Source organism: Piscirickettsia litoralis (assembly GCF_001720395.1).
GTDB lineage: Bacteria > Pseudomonadota > Gammaproteobacteria > Piscirickettsiales > Piscirickettsiaceae > Piscirickettsia > Piscirickettsia litoralis.
The window spans coordinates 2,237,647-2,255,950 of the sequence record NZ_MDTU01000001.1; the positions used below are offsets into that span (position 1 = coordinate 2,237,647).

At 40.0% G+C, this 18,304-nt stretch carries 22 protein-coding genes; 10 read left to right on the forward strand and 12 right to left on the reverse strand.

The features are described 5' to 3' along the window. The 3 genes from BGC07_RS11070 to fba form a co-directional block, all read left to right on the forward strand. A partial coding sequence (locus tag BGC07_RS11070) for a phosphoglycerate kinase (RefSeq protein WP_235603105.1) occupies positions 1 to 1,066 on the forward strand: 1,066 nt, incomplete at its 5' end. Between the two features lie 24 nt (positions 1,067 to 1,090). Next, positions 1,091 to 2,545 carry a pyruvate kinase gene (gene pyk / locus BGC07_RS11075; RefSeq protein ID WP_069313166.1) on the forward strand — a complete coding sequence of 485 codons (1,455 nt, stop codon included), beginning with the start codon at positions 1,091 to 1,093 and terminating at the stop codon, positions 2,543 to 2,545. A 19-nt stretch (positions 2,546 to 2,564) separates the two neighbouring features. After that, positions 2,565 to 3,602: a class II fructose-bisphosphate aldolase gene (fba, locus tag BGC07_RS11080; protein WP_069313167.1), complete on the forward strand. Its 1,038-nt coding sequence runs from the start codon at positions 2,565 to 2,567 to the stop codon at positions 3,600 to 3,602. Between the two features lie 56 nt (positions 3,603 to 3,658). Here the strand turns inward: fba and BGC07_RS11085 are convergent, their stop codons facing one another. The 6 genes from BGC07_RS11085 to BGC07_RS11110 form a co-directional block, all read right to left on the reverse strand. After that, positions 3,659 to 4,204: a hypothetical protein gene (locus BGC07_RS11085; protein WP_069313168.1), complete on the reverse strand. Its 546-nt coding sequence runs from the start codon at positions 4,202 to 4,204 to the stop codon at positions 3,659 to 3,661. A 76-nt stretch (positions 4,205 to 4,280) separates the two neighbouring features. After that, positions 4,281 to 4,721 (reverse strand): hypothetical protein, encoded by a 441-nt coding sequence (locus BGC07_RS11090; protein ID WP_069313169.1) that lies wholly within the window; start codon positions 4,719 to 4,721, stop codon positions 4,281 to 4,283. Positions 4,722 to 4,859: 138 nt separating this feature from the next. Further along, entirely contained in the window at positions 4,860 to 5,594 is a 735-nt protein-coding gene (locus BGC07_RS11095; RefSeq protein WP_069313170.1) for a hypothetical protein, read from the reverse strand. Positions 5,595 to 6,133: 539 nt separating this feature from the next. Next, positions 6,134 to 6,847, reverse strand: coding sequence for a transporter substrate-binding domain-containing protein (locus tag BGC07_RS20145; RefSeq protein ID WP_069313171.1), 714 nt, complete (start codon positions 6,845 to 6,847; stop codon positions 6,134 to 6,136). Between the two features lie 90 nt (positions 6,848 to 6,937). Further along, a complete protein-coding gene (locus tag BGC07_RS11105) occupies positions 6,938 to 7,630 on the reverse strand; it encodes a hypothetical protein (protein ID WP_069313172.1) in 693 nt (230 codons plus the stop codon). 68 nt (positions 7,631 to 7,698) lie between these two features. Then, the gene (locus BGC07_RS11110; RefSeq protein WP_069313173.1) at positions 7,699 to 7,962 is read right to left on the reverse strand and encodes a hypothetical protein; all 264 of its coding nucleotides are present in this window, start codon (positions 7,960 to 7,962) and stop codon (positions 7,699 to 7,701) included. Positions 7,963 to 8,196: 234 nt separating this feature from the next. On the opposite strand from BGC07_RS11110, the gene BGC07_RS11115 reads away from it, so the two are divergent. Continuing rightward, positions 8,197 to 8,745 carry a hypothetical protein gene (locus BGC07_RS11115; protein WP_069313174.1) on the forward strand — a complete coding sequence of 183 codons (549 nt, stop codon included), beginning with the start codon at positions 8,197 to 8,199 and terminating at the stop codon, positions 8,743 to 8,745. A 196-nt stretch (positions 8,746 to 8,941) separates the two neighbouring features. Here BGC07_RS11115 and elbB read toward each other — a convergent pair whose 3' ends face one another. The 4 genes from elbB to BGC07_RS20695 all read right to left on the reverse strand — a co-directional run bounded on the left by elbB (position 8,942) and on the right by BGC07_RS20695 (position 11,707). After that, positions 8,942 to 9,640 carry an isoprenoid biosynthesis glyoxalase ElbB gene (gene elbB, locus BGC07_RS11120; RefSeq protein WP_069313175.1) on the reverse strand — a complete coding sequence of 233 codons (699 nt, stop codon included), beginning with the start codon at positions 9,638 to 9,640 and terminating at the stop codon, positions 8,942 to 8,944. A 79-nt stretch (positions 9,641 to 9,719) separates the two neighbouring features. Further along, the gene (locus tag BGC07_RS11125; RefSeq protein WP_069313176.1) at positions 9,720 to 10,367 is read right to left on the reverse strand and encodes a hypothetical protein; all 648 of its coding nucleotides are present in this window, start codon (positions 10,365 to 10,367) and stop codon (positions 9,720 to 9,722) included. Positions 10,368 to 10,476: 109 nt separating this feature from the next. Continuing rightward, positions 10,477 to 11,565, reverse strand: a complete 1,089-nt coding sequence (locus tag BGC07_RS11130) for an amino acid permease (protein WP_158006922.1) — start codon at positions 11,563 to 11,565, stop codon at positions 10,477 to 10,479. Then, positions 11,537 to 11,707 carry an aromatic amino acid transport family protein gene (locus BGC07_RS20695; RefSeq protein ID WP_158006923.1) on the reverse strand — a complete coding sequence of 57 codons (171 nt, stop codon included), beginning with the start codon at positions 11,705 to 11,707 and terminating at the stop codon, positions 11,537 to 11,539. The genes BGC07_RS11130 and BGC07_RS20695 overlap by 29 nt, the downstream gene beginning before the upstream one ends. Before the next feature lie 229 nt (positions 11,708 to 11,936). On the opposite strand from BGC07_RS20695, the gene BGC07_RS11135 reads away from it, so the two are divergent. The 3 genes from BGC07_RS11135 to BGC07_RS11145 are packed head-to-tail and all read left to right on the forward strand — an operon-like array spanning position 11,937 to position 14,141. After that, entirely contained in the window at positions 11,937 to 12,920 is a 984-nt protein-coding gene (locus tag BGC07_RS11135; protein ID WP_069313177.1) for a chemotaxis protein, read from the forward strand. Next, the gene (locus BGC07_RS11140; protein WP_139121678.1) at positions 12,913 to 13,758 is read left to right on the forward strand and encodes a hypothetical protein; all 846 of its coding nucleotides are present in this window, start codon (positions 12,913 to 12,915) and stop codon (positions 13,756 to 13,758) included. The genes BGC07_RS11135 and BGC07_RS11140 overlap by 8 nt, the downstream gene beginning before the upstream one ends. 20 nt (positions 13,759 to 13,778) lie before the next feature. Then, complete coding sequence (locus BGC07_RS11145; RefSeq protein ID WP_069313873.1) at positions 13,779 to 14,141, forward strand: hypothetical protein; 363 nt, start codon at positions 13,779 to 13,781, stop codon at positions 14,139 to 14,141. An 8-nt stretch (positions 14,142 to 14,149) separates the two neighbouring features. Here BGC07_RS11145 and BGC07_RS11150 read toward each other — a convergent pair whose 3' ends face one another. Beyond that, positions 14,150 to 15,364 (reverse strand): MFS transporter, encoded by a 1,215-nt coding sequence (locus BGC07_RS11150; RefSeq protein ID WP_069313179.1) that lies wholly within the window; start codon positions 15,362 to 15,364, stop codon positions 14,150 to 14,152. 121 nt (positions 15,365 to 15,485) lie between these two features. Here BGC07_RS11150 and BGC07_RS11155 point away from each other — a divergent pair, with 121 nt between their 5' ends. From BGC07_RS11155 to BGC07_RS11165, 3 genes are all read left to right on the forward strand, one after another. Further along, positions 15,486 to 16,382 carry a LysR family transcriptional regulator gene (locus BGC07_RS11155; RefSeq protein WP_077216869.1) on the forward strand — a complete coding sequence of 299 codons (897 nt, stop codon included), beginning with the start codon at positions 15,486 to 15,488 and terminating at the stop codon, positions 16,380 to 16,382. Between the two features lie 163 nt (positions 16,383 to 16,545). Beyond that, complete coding sequence (locus BGC07_RS11160; protein WP_069313181.1) at positions 16,546 to 17,019, forward strand: hypothetical protein; 474 nt, start codon at positions 16,546 to 16,548, stop codon at positions 17,017 to 17,019. Continuing rightward, complete coding sequence (locus BGC07_RS11165; protein WP_158006924.1) at positions 16,976 to 17,911, forward strand: metallophosphoesterase family protein; 936 nt, start codon at positions 16,976 to 16,978, stop codon at positions 17,909 to 17,911. Before BGC07_RS11160 ends, BGC07_RS11165 begins: the two co-directional genes overlap by 44 nt. Positions 17,912 to 17,917: 6 nt before the next feature. Here the strand turns inward: BGC07_RS11165 and BGC07_RS22270 are convergent. Continuing rightward, the coding region (locus BGC07_RS22270) for an exonuclease domain-containing protein (RefSeq protein ID WP_268801654.1) at positions 17,918 to 18,304 on the reverse strand (387 nt) is incomplete at its 5' end.

Consider the following 18,304-nt stretch of genomic DNA (forward strand, 5'->3'; position numbering starts at 1 on the left):
TGCTGCAATTCCTACTATAAAACGTGCCTTGGAAAAAGGTGCTGCAGTCATTATTATGTCGCATTTAGGACGACCGACAGAAGGCGAATATGATGCTGCCTTCTCATTAGCCCCAGTGGCTGATCGTCTCGCCAATTTACTCGGGCAAAGTGTGCGCTTTGAAAAAGATTGGCTTAATGGTGTAAGTATTGAGTCAGGCGAGATCGTACTGTGTGAGAATGTCCGTTTTAATGCGGGTGAGAAGAAAAATAATCCTGAACTTGCACAAAAAATGGCGGCGTTATGCGATGTCTTTGTCATGGATGCTTTTGCAACTTCTCATCGGGCGCAAGCCTCAACGGTGGGTGTGGCTGAGTACGCTAAAGAAGCCTGTGCAGGTCCGTTGTTAATGCGTGAGTTAAACTCGTTAGGTAAAGCATTAACTGCACCTGAGCGTCCGTTATTGGCTATTGTCGGTGGCTCGAAAGTATCGACGAAGCTGACGGTATTAAAATCATTGGCAGACAAAGTAGATCAATTGATTGTCGGTGGTGGAATTGCCAATACCTTTCTTGCTGCACAAGGTTTGAATGTGGGCAGTTCTTTGTATGAAAAAGAATTGCTGGATGAAGCTCGCACGATTATGGCGAGGATGGAAGCGAAAGGTGGCGTTGTGCCTTTGCCAGAAGATGTGCGCGTCGCTACAGAGTTTAGTGAAAACGCCGCTGCAACGATTAAAAATGTCGCGGATGTGGCCGATGATGAGATGATTCTTGATATTGGACCAAAAGCACAAGAAAAATTGGCTGAATTGTTAGTCAATGCAAAGACGATTGTCTGGAATGGGCCTTTGGGCGTTTTCGAATTCGATGCCTTTGGTGAGGGAACAAAAGCGTTATCTTTAGCGATTGCAAAAAGTTCAGCGTTCTCGCTTGCGGGTGGAGGAGATACCATTGCAGCGATTGAGAAATATCAAGTTGAAAAAGAAATCTCATATATTTCGACAGCCGGTGGTGCGTTTCTAGAGTTTTTAGAAGGCAAAGCCTTGCCTGCCGTTGAAATGTTAAGCACACGTGCCTGTCGCTAGGTGCTAAGTTTAGGGTAAATTTAAATGAATCAAATTAGACGTACAAAAATTGTAACAACCTTGGGCCCTGCAACAGAAACACCCGAAGCTTTAGAGCGTGTTTTAAGTGCCGGTGCGAATGTTGTACGCTTGAACTTTTCTCACGGTGAAGCAGAAGATCACATGCGCCGTGCTGAGCTTGTTCGTGAAATTTCCAAAAAGCTTGATTTAAATGTCGCAATTTTGGGGGATTTGCAAGGGCCTAAAATTCGTATCGCTCGCTTTAAAAATGGCAAAGTTGTTTTGGAGAAAGGCGCAGATTTTATTTTAGACGCCAGCTTAGACAGTCAAGCCGGCGATGCAACGCAAGTCGGTATTGATTATAAAGAATTGCCTAATGATGTAGATAGTGGTGATGTTTTATTGCTCGATGATGGCCGCTTAGTGTTTAAAGTGAAAAGTGTCACAGGAACGCGCGTGTTGTGCGAAGTTGTGATTGGTGGCGAGCTTTCTAATAATAAAGGCATTAACCGCCAAGGCGGAGGCATGAGTGCTGCGGCCTTAACAGATAAAGACCGTAATGATATCGTCACTGCAGCGAAAATCGGTGTAGATTTTGTTGCAGTTTCTTTCCCGCGCTCAGCCGAAGATATGCAAGAAGCCCGTCGTTTACTCGATGCACAAAGTTGCGGTGCGGCCTTAGTGGCTAAGATTGAGCGCGCAGAAGCGGTCAGTGACGATAAAACACTCGATGCAATTATCACAGCATCTGATGCGGTAATGGTCGCTCGTGGTGATTTAGGGGTAGAAATCGGTGACGCTGAGCTGATCGGTGTACAAAAGAAAATCATTCAGCGTGCGCGCACCTTAGACCGGGTGGTTATTACGGCAACGCAGATGATGGAATCAATGATCCATAACTCGATGCCAACACGCGCCGAAGTCTTTGATGTGGCTAATGCGGTATTGGACGGGACTGATGCTGTGATGCTTTCAGCAGAAACAGCAACCGGTGAATATCCAGAGGAAGTGGTTGCGGCGATGTCGCGCGTATGCCTAGGAGCCGAGCGTGAACGCAAAGCACAGGTTTCTCGTCACCGTGTTGAGTGTGAGTTCCAGCGTGTTGATGAAGCGGTTGCAATGGCGACTATGTATGCAGCGAACCACTTAAAAGGTGTGAAAGCGATTGTGTGTTTGACAGAATCGGGAGCAACGCCGCTATGGATGTCGCGTATTCATTCAGGATTACCGATCTTTGCTTTGAGTCGTAGTGTGGAAACACGTCGTCGTTTGGCTTTAGTGCGTGGGGTAGAAGCACTCGCGTTTGACCCGACACCGATTGAGCCGAAGCATGAGGTGAACCAAATTGCAGTGGGTGAGCTGCAAAAGCGGGGCTTATTAGCAGAGGGTGATATCGTGATTTTGACCAAAGGGGATCATCAAGGGATTCACGGCGGTACGAATGCGATTAAATTTTTACGTGTTGGACAAATTGTTTAAATTTTAGGGGAAGAAAATCATGGCTTTAATTTCATTACGTCAATTACTCGATCATGCCGCAGAAAATAACTATGGTGTGCCTGCATTTAATGTCAATAACCTTGAGCAAATGCGTGCAGTGATGGATGCCGCAGACCGTACTAATAGCCCGGTGATTATCCAGGCTTCAGCCGGTGCGCGTAAATATGCAAAATCTGAATTTTTACGTCATTTAGTGCTCGCTGCGATTGAAGAATATCCACATATTCCGGTGGTGATGCACCAAGATCACGGCACATCCCCTTCTGTTTGTCAGCGCTCTATTCAACTTGGCTTTTCATCTGTGATGATGGATGGTTCTTTACAAGCGGATGGTAAAACCCCTGCAAGCTATGAATATAATGTGGATGTGACTCGTAAAACCGTTGAAATGGCGCATGCGTGTGGTGTTTCTGTTGAAGGTGAATTAGGCTGTTTAGGTTCTCTTGAAACAGGACAAGCCGGCGAAGAAGATGGTGTCGGTGCAGAAGGTACTTTAAGCCACGATCAAATGTTGACGGATCCGGTTGAAGCGGCTGATTTTGTTGCCAAAACTGGCGTTGATGCCTTAGCGATTGCGATTGGCACCAGTCATGGTGCTTATAAATTCTCTAAGCCCCCTAAAGGCGATGTATTAGTCATTGATCGCATTCGTGCCATTCATGAAAGCATTCCAAACACGCACTTAGTCATGCATGGTTCATCTTCAGTGCCACAAGACTGGCTTGCAGTGATTAATGAGTTCGGTGGTAAAATTCCTGAAACCTATGGTGTGCCGGTTGAAGAAATTCAAGAGGGTATCCGTAACGGTGTGCGTAAGGTGAATATCGATACTGATTTACGCTTGGCAGCAACGGGAGCGATTCGTCGTTTCTTTGCTGAGCATCCGGCTGAATTTGATCCACGTAAATACTTAAAGCCGGCGATGGAGGCGATGAGTGAAATCTGTGCGGCGCGTTATGAGCAGTTTGGTGCAGCAGGGCAAGCTGATAAAATTAAGCCTGTGACACTAGAAAAAATGGTGAACTTTTACAGCTAATTTATACTAATAAATTAAGCTGCAACTAAAAATAATTAGGCCCGTAAGGGCCTTTTTTATAAGCCGGATTCATTATCAAAAGCATCTTCTTGCATTTTTTGTGCTATTTGTTCTCCACGTCGATGACGACGCTCATTAAAGGGGGTGGAAACAGCCCAAGGATCGGCAGGCTCTCCTGTGGTATGTACAGAGGTCGCTGCTGCTAAGGGAATCGCAGGTTTTGAGGAAGGCAGATGTTCAGGGAAGTGAGGAGTGGGCATTAATCTGGAGACTTCTTGAGGCGTGCAGATCAATTCTCCTGTAGGACTGGTACCATTGATTATTTCTTTATCGAATCGTTGGGCCAGGTCTAAATAAATCTTTTGCGGGCTTTCTTCAATTACATTGGGATCTGAGACTAGAATAACGAGATCTGCATGTCGCAGGTCTTTTTTATTCATATCATAAAAGCGATCATTGCTAGAATAGTCGACGAACTGAGTATCATCAAGGTGATGAAAATTTTTCCCTAGTGTGCTCATTGTTTTGGGTATGGATGGGTCCTCTAGGCTTTTGAAAAATAATTTTTTATCATCAGGTAAGCCAATAACTGAAACTTTCATAACTAAATCAACCTTAAGTATGAGTGTATTAAATTAAAATTTAATATTGTTGTATTGAGTATGCCCAGTCTGCTTTTTATTGGACGGTGCACGAGGGGAGCGAGTAACCTGCCTCTTGGTCTTGCTCTGCAGTAGTTGTTGCTCTTCTATGTGCAAAAGGGGTCGTGTTCTGTTGTAGTGGATTTGCGCTGATGCGATCTAAGGCTTCGTCACTTAAATCAATTTCAGGAAACATAGTTGCTGTTGAGCGTATTCTACAGAGTAAACTCGCCGTAGTTGGATTTGTAGTCATGGCGCGCATTGCTTGTTGTTCGATTAACGCATAAAATTCTTGGATTTTGGACGCCTCATTTGGCGTTGCACTATAGGAGGTTGCTGTGGTTGATACAGCCTCTTGCAAATGCCTACCAAAGTCATCACCTGTTGCATCGGTTGTAATATAGTCCTTTAATGCGCTTTTCGCGCCTTCAAAATCGTTGGATGTAATAAGGTTGATAATTTCTTTTTTTGGTTTCATAGAGATTCCCCTTGGTCTACTTATAAATAAATTGCTCGTGCAGCTTATTTTTGATGAGATTGTGGTTTTTTAGTACAAGATACCGCTAATATTATTGTGCTAATGATTGAGTGTAAATATAAGTGGTTATCTGTTCGGTTATATAAGGTCGAATGCTTCGAGGAAGGCATCCCCATCCGGCTCTACAGCTTCTTGGCGTTCGAGCATGAGTGTGGGTGATTGTTGAGGTGGCTCCGGTCTTGTGCGTGACCTGATGTCTTCGCTTCTTTTCGCGTGGCTTCTGATCTCGGTGAGTCGATCGTAGTCATCTGGCTGTATTCTCTTTGTTATGAGATCTTTATATATTTCATTGATTTCTGGGTGTTTCTCCACCAGTTCTGGCTGTAATGCCTCTACATAGCTTTTGCCATCACTACTGCGTTGGCTGAGTACTCCATCATAATCGTATAAAATGGCATGCCCTCGTACGCTGACTACAAGTTCAGCTTGTTCCTTCTTACAGTGCAATATATCTGCGTTAAACTCATCTTTAGAAATTAGCTTGTCAGCTTCTTTTGGATGTGAGTGTGCGAGAAAGTTTGCTTGATACCCTGCTGGAGCACCACTCGCTGATATAGATGCCCCAACCCCTGGCTTATCTCCCTGTGCTTTGGCAACCTTTACTGCCAAATGTGCATCAAAAGGTTCGTCTTGCTTTTTTAAATGAAATAAACCCGCTTCACAACCAGCGCGCCCTACTAAAGCAGGTAACTCTCTGAGCTCTTTTAGGGTGATGCCTGTTGCCTTAACCCGAGCAAATCCTCCTTTTTCGAGGTTTTCTATTTGTTCTGCGCTGAAAAGAGAACTTAGCTCTAAAGGTGCGTGTGTAGACATGATCTTATCCTCATCTGATATTGCCCTCACAGTGCTTTTACCAGTCGCTGATTATGATGATAAGACTCGGTCTGTGAAAGCGGATTATATTCAACTTGATGGCAAGTATAATTGTTTTCCATGTTGTTTTATATTTTATTTCTGATTTTATTTTCTTTTATTTGTTTTATTGGGAATTTAATTTTAAAAAATATTGTTTTTCAGTTTTTTTGAAATAATTATGTCAATGACTGTAAATCAAAAACAAGTCCGGTGAGATAAAGTCTATTTATTTTTACAAAATTACCATGATATTTATTGTGGCTTGTAGTTCAGAATTAGAGTGTCGAGAATTTTTTGATGCAGTGCTATGGCTACAAAAGCAGGACTACAGTGGAGGAACTTAAATACAGAGAAAATTATTCAATTTAGTTTTTGATTGATAAGTTAAAGCCGTTTTGGAAAACCTTTATTGCAATCTGATAAAATTTCTTGTTGACACATAGCTTATACATGAAAGTACATTTATATGATTAATATGAAATAGCAACAAGATTAAATCACTTAAGGCTTTTTATTGCTTGGTTAAGTTTATTGATAATTGTGATAGGGACTTTTTTAGAGCATATGATATAACGTTTATTACCAGGTGCAATATCTGTGATTCTAATTAGCTTGAAATCTTTAGGGTTAAGGTTTGCGCTTTGTATTGCTGTCGTTGCTTCTTCGGGGGCTATAAACATATAGTCGGCAAGGTGTTTTGATAACATTTTGATCATACGTTTATTTTCACGTGTTGTTTTAATCAGTCTAGGCTTGAACTGTGAGATTGCTTGGTCAATTTGTGGGCCATAGGAGTAGCCACTTTTAGCCAACAAAACGGTAGTTTTAATTTTAAATAATTGAGATAAAGAGAGTGGTCGAGTAATATGTTTATTATCGACCTGTGTTAGAAGCTCTGTGGGTTTATCTTGATAAACAGGTAAGGTGTATAACGCATATTGCTCACGTTCCGGATTTTTAAACCAGCCAGCAGCACAGACTGGTTCATTATTCTTTTTTATCAGAACAAGGTGACGCTTGGCCGGTGATTTTTTCCAGTGAAGTGGGATATTTGCTAACTTAAATACGGTAGTGATAGGTGTGGCTGTTAGCCCTGAAACTTTGTTGTCTGACTCTGTTTTTAAGTAAGGTGGACGCTCATTATAAAGCATGGTCAGACCGTAGTTGAGTTGACTGAATGCTAAGAATAGTAAAGCACAAAAAATACGCATGAGAGCTGACAAACTGTTTAGCCATTAATTTATTAAATAACAGTAAAATTTTTAAATCTTGTCAAGTATTGATAATGATAGATTTTAGAGTTAAATCGCGAGATCAATTTGTTGAATAAGTCCGGCAGATTGATTGGCTTCGTTGAGGTATAAGCTTGTTGATCGCAATTGGCCTTGTAATTGTTGATCTTGACTATAGAGTGTAAAAGGAGTCTCTAAATGGCCTAGGTAAATTGCGCCGATATTTGCTTGGCCTAAAGCGATCAGCTGATCATTATTTTGTGAATCTTTTGTCCAGATGCGCAAGCGCTCAAAAATATCATCATTTTCATCAATCCACTGGTTATGATCTTGATCATATTGACTAAGTTCTGAAAACCCTTGTCCAGTTGTTGGACCAAAAAGCTCTGAACCATTACTAATCCTTCCATCATTATTTTTATCAAGGGCTAAAAAACCATTGCCAGGTGCGAGTAAAGAAATTTGATCTAGTCGCCCATCTAAGTCTAGATCAAATGAAAATTTATCTTGCTGTAACTCCACACCTTTACCATTAAAATTAATAATTAACGGATCTTTCAAAGCATCTCCTGCACGAATAGAGAGCGAATTTTTTTCGATAAGCTCTCTGGACAAATTTAGAGATAAATCAATATGAATTTTTTTGCCATCTTCAGTATGAATAATACCCAGGGTGTTAAACTTTAATTGCTCTTGTTCTACTTTTTCCTCGTAGTAGTCATAGCGTAATGAGTAACCCTCGCTTTGGTTACTTTGCTCCAATAAAGCATTAGGGTCCGTTAAATCTGAGCTTTTTTGCTTTGGCTATAAATTCCTTAGGATCTGTGACTTTAAGCTCTTTTCCTGTGAGCTGATAATAGAGTTTTTTTCAATATTAGAATTTTAAGTTTATCTTCAGGGCTAAATGCATCGCTCAGTTCTGATATGGGTTGTGTAATAGGTGTTGACTGAATGGCTTTGGCTTGAGTTGAAAGTGTGGCTGTGGCCTCAGGTTGTGGAGAGGAGAAACTGACCTCCAGTGTCTCTTTTTGAATCGTTTGTTCGTGAAATTTATATTCCCGAACACTGTCGAGTTGGCTCGCAGTAATCTTCATACACCTGTCCACATCTTGAGGCTCTATGATTGTATCGACATCAAAAACATTTTATTGAGCGTGTTTCATTTATCTATTTGATTTATATTAAAAATTTTCTAAGGGTGATGAGTTTTTGATGAAATAGCCGGCCTTTTTAATTGAAGCAGAGATAACACTATACAAATTCAGTACATTTAATAAGAGCTTCACTTTATCCTTACCCAGAATTAACAATGAAATGGGGTTATAAGCATGAAGTTCAAATTTGCATTAGAGCATACGATTAATCAGGTGGATGCATTAGAAAAGAAACTAAGAGAGAAAGCTACAGGCTTACAAATTTTAGGTAATAGTCAGGACAGGCTTAAGCGTGCTGATATCATAAAAGACCTAAAAACCAATCTTGAAGCACTGCGAAATTTTGGAACAGAAAGTCTAAGAAGTTTAGAAGATCTGGAAAGTACTACGACAGAAACTGCAGCATTTAAGCGAATGAAACAAGAGTTGATTTTGTGTGAGAATCGTTTTTCACAAGAAAAAAACCGCAATGGCAATAAATTACACAGAGGGGACACAGTGAAAGAATTTTTCTGTGGTCATAATATAATCGCTAATACAGGCTCCGTTCGAGATAAGTATGGAATATATGAATTTGTCGATGAGCTGCAAAAAAATGATTCTCGCACAGCATCTAGTTATGCTCCTCTCACAAATGTATTCCACAAATATCATGTTGATGAATCAGAAAAACAATCATCAAGCACTAACCAAAAAGATATTTCACTCGACTTATTAGGCTAGAGGCGTCGACTGTTTATTTATTACTTTCGATAAGGGTGGTTAAGTTTACCTCTGCTCCATTATCGGAAGTAATACTAAAACAGATGTGTGTATGACATTAAGATTTGAAAGCTGAAAATATTTAGGCTAAGCGGAACAAGTTAGCCTGGTGTAAGCAGGCTATTAATGAGTTTAAAGTTGAAATTGGAGCATTGTTTTAAATGAGGCTGATGACTTTATTTACCAGTTTTTCTATCCCTGTTGCGGCTTCTGCAATATTATTGGCAAGCATATAAGCGGGTGTTGAGACAATTTTATGTTTCTCATCGACTGCGATTTCATCCACTTTGCAATTAACGTGTTTGCCGCCTAAGTTATTAACAATGCTGATCATTTCTTGATCATCACCGAGTGTATGCTCAATATTTGGTCCACAAATGGTTGAGATCATAATGGGGGCAATACAGATAAAGCCAAGCGGTAATGAAGCTTGGTAGGCTTGTTTAGCAAAGCTGAGCACGTCTGCCTGAACATTAAAGTTTTGACCTTTAAGGGCGAAATCACAGAGATTTTTTGCCGCACCAAAGCCGCCTGGAAAAATAACCGCATCATAATCATTGATATTGGCTGTATCAATGGCTTTGATATTACCTCGGGCAATACGTGCAGCTTCGATAAGAATGTTGCGCTTTTCGGTAATTTCTTTTTGGTTAAGGTGATTTAAAACATGGTGCTGGTCACGATTAGGGGCCAAGCATTCATAGTTAACTCCCGCTTGTGATAGATAAAGCAAAGTGAGTGTGCTTTCATGGATTTCTGCACCATCTAAATGCCCACAACCTGCGAGGACCACTGCGATTTTTTGGCATAATTTTCTCCCTTGTATTTTATTAAAATAGTTAAAAGCTAAAATCATAATTATCTTAAATTGAAAAAAATTATTTGATAAAGCCTTAATGCCCTGATATTTATTGCTTATCTTTCATTTTGATCATTTAGGCGAGGCCGATGCTTTTTTTAGCTGCAAGGTTAATGGGGGTTGCGATGAGGCCATTGGCAGTCAATGAGATAGTAAAGCTTGCACCATCACTCATCGGCATAAAGACCGCATTACCATAGACGGTTTTAATAAAGTAGCGCTCGATATGATGGTTTTTGCCCCATTGCCAAAGTGAGTTAACCGGTGATTGACTCAGGCTATAAATCGATCGAGGTTTATGTGATTCGTCATCGATATTGTTATAACGGCCTTGGATTCTATCAAATTGGTAGCGATTTGTGAGTCCTAAAGCATGTAACCAGTTATCCCAGACAATAATTTGCGCGGATAATTGCCAGTCATTACCGTTTAGTTTGAATGTTTTAATTTGACCTGAAGGCAAGCTTAACGTCGCTTGGTATTGCTCTGAGGTGAGCTGGCTGAGGCTGACCATGGCAATGGGTGTATCTTTAGTGATTTGGTGAAGAAAGTAAATATTAAAGAGGAGTAATGCACCGAGTGTGGCGATAGTGCTGGTGATTGAGCCTAAAATAGTATGGATAAAAGCCGTGGTAAAGCGCTTTTGTAATAAGCGCTTTATGATCAAAGCAAAAAATAAAAGACTCAGAATAAAAGCAATGCTGGTGATAATGCTAAGTGTCATAATAATGCCTTAAAACTAAATCGTTTTATATTAGCATTTTATGCATTAACAGAGTGTTAATCGAATAAAAGGTCTAAAGGGGTGAGATTTGCCTTTAGACCTAGAATGTTTACATGAGTTTAGGCAATAACTGCATGTTGTTAAGAATTTCAAGGGTGATAATTAATATACCGGCAAGCGCTGCGATGATAAGGCCGATATTGCCAGAAAACACACGATAGCTAGAGTGTAAGCGCGGTGAGCAGCGGACTACAGCGACCATAACGGCTGGGAAAATCAGGACTAATACAGCAGCAGAAATGCTGGCATAGCCTAAAGCCATGACAAAGCCCTTTGGATAGAACAAGGCAAAGGCCAATGGCGGTAAGTAAGTGATTAAGGCGGCAATAATGCGCCCAGAAGAATATTGGTTATTTAACTTAAAGGCGTCACCAATAAAATCAAATAAGCTGAGTGTTACACCCAGAAAGGACGTTGTAATGGCAACATCGGTAAAGAAATTAAAACCAAAGCTGATGAGCTTGCTATCGGTGAGGCTTTGTAGCGCGATGACCATATCACCAACGGAGCCGTGTTTTGCGGCGATGGCTTGAAAGCTGGTGGTGCCTGTTAGAGGTAAAATGCCGAGAGTAATTGCTTCCCAGACTAAGTAGACAATGAGAGGGATTAGGCTACCGATAAGGATGATATTGCGTAAGGTTTTGGGTTCATCGCCGATGTATATGCGGATGCTAGGGATGATAAAGTGAGAACCGAAAGCGACCATGACGATAGGTAAAGCAACCCAGCTATAAGGTAATTGTGATAAATGGCTGGTTAGAAATTGGCTGTTAATGTGAGGCATTAATACGAATAAAATTAAGATAAAGGCAAATGCTTTTAGAAACATCAAACCGCGGTTAAGATAGTCGACGATTCTAGCACCAATAAAGACGACGCCCCCTAGGATTATAGTAAATAATAGCGCACCTAAGCTCGCTGGAATATTAGGATAACCGAGAGTTGTCATTGCCGCTTCAAATAAAGAAGTGCCGCCGGACATATAGGCAGCGGTGAGCGCATAGAGCAAGGTGAGGTAAGCGAGCCAAATAATCGCCTGACCGGGGCGGCCGAGGGTTTGGCGTGCCATGGTGCTAAAGTTGGCTGTATTGGCAAAGGCAAGATTACCTTCAAGAATAAGTAATGCTGTGAAGGTCATGATGGCCCAGCAGGCTAAAAATAAAAAAAGTAGAATAAGGGTAACCAACGGCAGCTGTGGCGAGAGGCAGGGCAAGCATACCACCGCCGAGGGCCGTCCCTGCATAGAGTAAAACACAGCCAATAAATTTATAGGATTTCATGAAAAAATAGGCCTTATGAAAAATTGATGAGATCAAAATATTATCATAGCGTTACATGAGTGGGAACATTTGTTTGCTATTTATTCTTTATATTTCATTTTGCTTGATTATAACTATTTGATTACTTTTGTTACTTAAAGAATGTTGATATTAAAGTGATTAAAGTTGGCCGTAATTTTGCATGATCGCTTTCTAATTAATAATTTTCAATCATTTTTAGGTGCTCGCTATGGCTGGCGTTTTAGATACCGTAGATGCTAGAACACAGTTGGTTGGCAAGAATCGGCTCGAATCGCTGTTATTTAAGCTCTATACCGATAAAGTGTATGCAATGAATGTTTTTAAGATTCGAGAGGTCCTGCAACCAATTGCATTAACTAATATTCCTGAAAGTCACCCCTATATTTTAGGAGTAGCCCATATCCGTGGTCAGGCGATCCCGGTGATTGATTTAGGAAGAGCGGTGGGCATGCAAAGCTTGGTGGGTCGTGAAGATGCCGTTGTCGTGATTTCTGAATATTATGGCAGTATACAGGGATTTTTAGTTGGTAGTGTTGAACGAATTATTAACATTGAATGGAATGATATTCGTGAACCACCGGATGGCCTGGGCGAGTCACATTATCTAACAGCAACAGTGCTTGTTGATGAGGAAATCGTTGAAGTTCTTGATGTAGAGAAAGTTTATGCTGATATTGTCTGCCCTAAGATTGAATATCATGGTATGCAAGAAATAAGTACTGATCTTAATACTGAGGGCCTGGCAATTTTAGTGGTTGATGATTCAAGCTTTGCTAGAAGCCATCTGTGTAAAATTTTAAGTAAAATTAATATCGAGGTGATCACTAAAAATAGTGGTGCTGCGGCTTTTGATTTTTTAAGAGAGGAAGCTTATAAGAACAATGTTAATGTAGCTAAAAAATATCCACTTGTAATTACAGATGCAGAAATGCCAGAAATGGATGGTTATACCTTAACTGTTAATTGTCGCAATGATCCGAAATTAAAAGATCTATATCTCGTATTGCATACTTCTTTAAGTGGCGGGTTCAATAAGTCAATGGTTGAAAAGGTCGGCTGTGATGACTTTATTCCAAAGTTTGACCCAAGGGGTACGGTGGAGCTTGCCGTTGAAAGAATCCAGGCTCTCTCAAAGGGTGGCAGTATGGTTACTGTGGCAGATGATACTGAGATGAGCAAAGTTGTTGAATAGAATGTATAGTTTAGTGAAGTTGTTATATAGTATTTTGATACTGACTATTATCGTTCTGATTGCTTCTTGTGCGACTTGGCAAGGGGAGGAGTCGGTTAAACTATCATTTAAAAAAATTCCAGGCTTAAGTTTTTCTGAAATTGACTTGGCTATTCCTACGAACAGCCAACGTATTTTTATGGTGAAAATAGCCTCTCATCGTTATAGTCTTTATTCTTGTCAAAGCGAGAAAACTTATAATTATTATCCTTTTGATCGTCGTTTGTGTAAGAGTGCTTTGATTCGCGTTAATTTTAGTGATGATGATAATGGCAATAAGGCTGTTGCAAAAATTTACTTATATTATAGAAATGTGTTAAAAAAAATCCAGTCTATATCAGGAATTAAATATGATGAAGTAATAGAAAAAAATTTAAATAAACTATTTTTTAAAACTAAAATTTACAAAGAAAATATAAAAGTTGGCTATTTGCCTTCTGATTTTTCGAGTCACTATGTATATAGCTTGATTCGAGGTCAGGAAGATAAGGAGGCTTTTACTAAAAAGGCCAGTGAAGTTAAATCGGTTTCTTTTTTGCAGAGGAATTCCTTGGGAGATAATCAGTTTGTTTTTATAAATACCCATATTATTAATAAACTGTCGGCATCAACACAGGCCAACTTAACCTGTGAATATGTTTGGCGCAATAAAGTTAATTATTTGAGAAAAGCAAAGTCACTCTGCAAACATAAAGTGACTGAGCTTAGCCAGTTTTTAGGTCAGTTAATGCAATTAACACCGGATCAATTGAGAGAAGAAGTTTATCGGTTAAGGTTACATATTTACAATATTAATTAACAATGGTATTGGGGGTTTTTATGGATGATATCAATATTAAGAAAAAACTACTTGAAGAAATGAAGGTAGAGCAGCATGCAACAGAGATTGCAAGGTATATTTCATCAATATTGCGAGAGCAGTTAGAAGATATTATTGCGAAGCGACCGAAAGTGAAAACAACACCGGTATTGATGACCTTAACGGCAGAATGTCAGGTAAGAACGCTTACTTCTGCTTGCTTAAAGGCATTTGGTGCATTAGCCAATCGCTTTGTTGATGAAAAAGATCTTGAAGAAATGTTTTTGTCTATGCTGCAAGTTCACAGTGATTTTTGTTTGCAAGCGTTACAAGATGCTTATAAAGAAAAAGCCAAACTGAATGATAATAGCTTGGCTGAATAAAATAAAATTTAATTATTAAATATTTTAATTTGTTTTAAGTTAAATAAAACAGCAAGGCTGGCAAGAGCAAGTATTAAAAAAGCAATGGGTAATGCGGTTAAATAATGTTCTGAGAAATGCCCGCCGATTGAAACTAATATACTGGTTAATAGTAAATTAGTTGCGTTCATTGACCCTGCACCGCTGGCTTTATCTTTGACAGCAGACAAAGCAAGCATCGAAGCATTGGGCATGATGAGTGCTGCGCTGATAAATAGGAAAAAAGCCGGCATAAATAGGCTATATAAGTTAATAATATTAGCAGAAAATAAGAGGATAAAAATAATGCTTGTTGCCAGTAATAATACTACCCCAAACATAAGCACATTTTTGCCACTGTATTTGTGACTTAAGTTTCCAGCAAGATATGAGCCGATAAGTAGACCAACAGAGGTGATAATGCTAAGTAAGCCAAAATCCTGTGGGCTCGCTTTTAGTGTATCAATTGCTAGAGCTGGAGCCAAGCTATTAAATAAATAGCTTGTTGCGGTTCCGGCGGTAAATAATAAAATACATAGTAAATAATTAGGGGCAAGAAAAACTGAGAGTAAGCCTTTTATTGTATGAATGGGGTGAATTTTTTTGTGTTGGTCATTCGGTAGGGTCTCGCCTAATTGGCTATAAACGAGTGCCAGTACGATAATATTATAAATAGCGATAATAATTAATGTGCTGTGCCAGCCGCAGTGAGTCGTTAAAAAACCACCTAAGGCAATGGCGAGACAAGGCATTAATGCAAAAACTAAAATGAGTGTTGCCATCATTTTCCTTGCGCCGGCCTCATCATAGCAATCAGATAGTATGGTCATCGCGAGCACTGGGCCGCAAGCTCCACCGAAAGCGCTGAGCGCTCGCGCCAGGAGCAACAGCGAAAAGCTATGCTCGGCCATTGCCAATAGTTGTAAAAGGCTGCCGACTAAGGCGAGGGCTAAGCCGACTAGAGCTGCTTTCCTGCGTCCGAAGCGGTTGGCAATGGGGCCATAGGGGAGTTGGCCGATGGCATAACCTAGTAAAAACAGGGTGATCAACCAAGTTGAGCCAGAGGAGCTAATATGGAAGTCTTGGCCGATCATCGGTAGAGCTGGGGTGATGAGTACGGCAGCGAGCGATGCAAAACTCATTAATAAAACAAGCAGATAGACCGGCGGCTGAGCCTGTCTTTGCTTGAGAGTCAGCGTTATCATAGTGTTTCTCCGAATGCTTTATTTTATCTGTGAAATCGATTATATTGATTAAATAATTTTAATTAATATATTTTAATTTAATTAATTATTAATTATTTTTTAATAATCGAGTGAGGCTAGCATGCTAACAGTTGTCCCCTACATGATGGCTTTTATAGAAGTTGTTGAAAAACAATCAATGAGCCGAGCGGCAGAAAAACTGGACCTTTCTGCCGCGGCGGTAAGTATCCAATTGAAAAAATTAGAGAAAGCACTTGGCTTTTCTTTACTACAGCGCTCTACACGGCGGTTAAAACTGACTGAACAGGGCGAGCGATTTTATGAGCATTGTAAAGAGTTACAAGAAAAAATTGCAGAAACGGCGGCCTTTGCTGATCGAGCACATCAGGAACCCAAAGGCAGGCTGAGAATCGTTTCATCCTACTATACGGCCCATCGTTACTTGATTGAAGAGCTTGAGGATTTTTATCAACGCTACCCCAAAGTTCAATTGGATATAGAGGTTTCTGAGCGTATTCCGGATTTTAGCCGTCAAGAAGTTGATGTTCTATTAGGTTTTAGTAATTACTATAAGGAATTACCTGGAAATCTGCATAGTCAGCGTCTAATGGTGATTTCGGCAATGTTTTCGGCGTCTCCTGTTTATCTAAAAAAATACGGTCAGCCTAAATCTTTGGGAGAATTAAAAAATCATGATTTTATTTATCATAAAATCCGTTCACCGCAACAGACACTGAAAATGTATGCCGATAAAGAGGTTATAATTCCGCCAGCTAAAGTAACTCTGAACTCAATTGATGCGGTGATATCCGCAGGTGTGCAAGGGTTAGGAGTTATTGATTGTCCAGAGTTGATTTGCCGACCTTATTTAGAATCTGGACGTTTGGTCCCATTGTTTGATGATATTTTTTCTAAAAAAATGGAAGGCTATTTATTTTATGACAAAAAAAATGCGATGTTGCCGAAATTTAGAGCCTTTATTGATTTTATTTTAGAAAAAACGATTGACCTTCGTTAGAGATTATAATAAGAATATATGCAATGATGCACTAGAGTTACTGTTTGAAATAAAATAAGTAATTTATAATATTGGGTGAATTTTCTATATTATGAAAATTTAATCTAAATTAATAATAAAAATAATAATAAGATAAGAATATAGTTTAATTAGGGATTTTTTTATGTATTCAGGAGCATATTCTCCATTTGACTCACGTTATCGCCTCCCTCCTTTTGAAGCCCCAGTGAAGTTAGCAGATGTTCTCGGTGGCAGTAGCTATAAAAAATTTAGAAAAGGAATTATCGAAAATTATTACTCTGAAAAATATAATTTAGCATCTGACTTTCCATTGATTGATGATGGTAGCAGTATCCCATTTTCTATTGATTTAGGTAAGAAAAGTTCATTTGATCTCATTGGCTGTCAAGGCGTTAGTGGGGCGAGTGGTGTGCGTTGGAGTGCTCCAGGGAGTGGTGCAAAACGCTGGTTGTATAGTCAATTTGCAAGCGCAAATAATAATACGCAACACCAAGTTGCAGATTTAGCCGCGAATTACCGAGAACATGCGACAGTGACATTACTGTTGGGGGATAAGTTTTTACTCAGATGGTTTGGGCCACAAGAAGTGGTCTTCTTTTTCTGTTTCTTCATCTAATCATTTACGCCATAACTTTACGAATTTGAATTATGGCCCTGATACTTTTGCTTTATTAGGTAATCATGATTGGGGAATTTGGAGCCATGGTGGAGATGAAGGGAGTCGTTATAAGCTAAATTTGGCACTGAATCAAATTAGGGCATGCTATGATCGCAGTGAGCGTTCATCTGGTTGGAATATGCCTTATCGTTATTATCACTTTACAACAGAATACGCTGAATTTTACTGTATCGACTCGACTTCTTATTATTATGACGCCCAGCAACAAGCGTGGTTGGCACAAGTTTTTCAAAAGCAGCAGTTAGCACATCCAGAAAAATGGCAGATTCTAGTGTCTCACCACCCTTTGCTCGCGATTGGTAAAAGAAACTTAGTTAATGGCAAGAAGGACTGGAGTTTATATGAGCAGTTTTTCCACCCAGGCAAGAAAACTGGAAAAATCAGTTACAATGAAGTTTTATATAGTCAACTAAAAGATTATCCATTCGATATTATTATTTCTGCACATGATCATGCGTTAGCAGGTTATGTGTTTGAATTAAATGACCAGCGCCGTGCTTTTCAGCTGGTCTCTGGGGCTGGAGGGGCTAAGTTGGAAAAAATGCACAAATATACCTCTTGTTATGGTCAGTTGCAAAGAGAGCATGATTTGCAGATTAAAGTTGTTGGTGAAGATCATGGTTCTGGCGATCAGCATGGCTATGTGAGTATGAATATCGCAGCAGATAATGTTGACCTTATTTATCGTTGGGTTAATGGCAGAGAAGCTAATACGTCAATATATAAGCATTTTTGTCGTAGTCCTTCTCGGTTACGAGGCAGTTCAATGAGTGAAGAAGAGATAGGCTTAGAGTACAGAGACAGAAATCATTCACTATCACTACCTTGAAAGGATTTACAGGGAGGTTTTGGCCGAGGAGTGAAGAGGCCAGCCACCGAGTTGTTGCCAGCGATTAACAATGAGACAAAATAGCTCAGCTGTTTTTTCAGCGTCATAGTGGGCGCCGTGGGCCTTTGCATAATCAAATTCGATGCCGGCGGTTTTACAACTAATGGCCAGCACGGTTTGACCGACAGCAAGGCCGGCAAGTGTTGCGGTATCGAAGCTACTAAAAGGGTGAAAGGGGTTGCGTTTAACGCCTGAGCGGGTGACGGCTTTATTAAGGAAGTTGAGATCTAAGGTTGGGTTATGACCGGCTAAAATTGCACGATTGCAGCCGGTTTCTTTGAGTTTACGGCGAATGGTGTGAATATTTTTTAAGGCATCCGCTTCACTGATGGA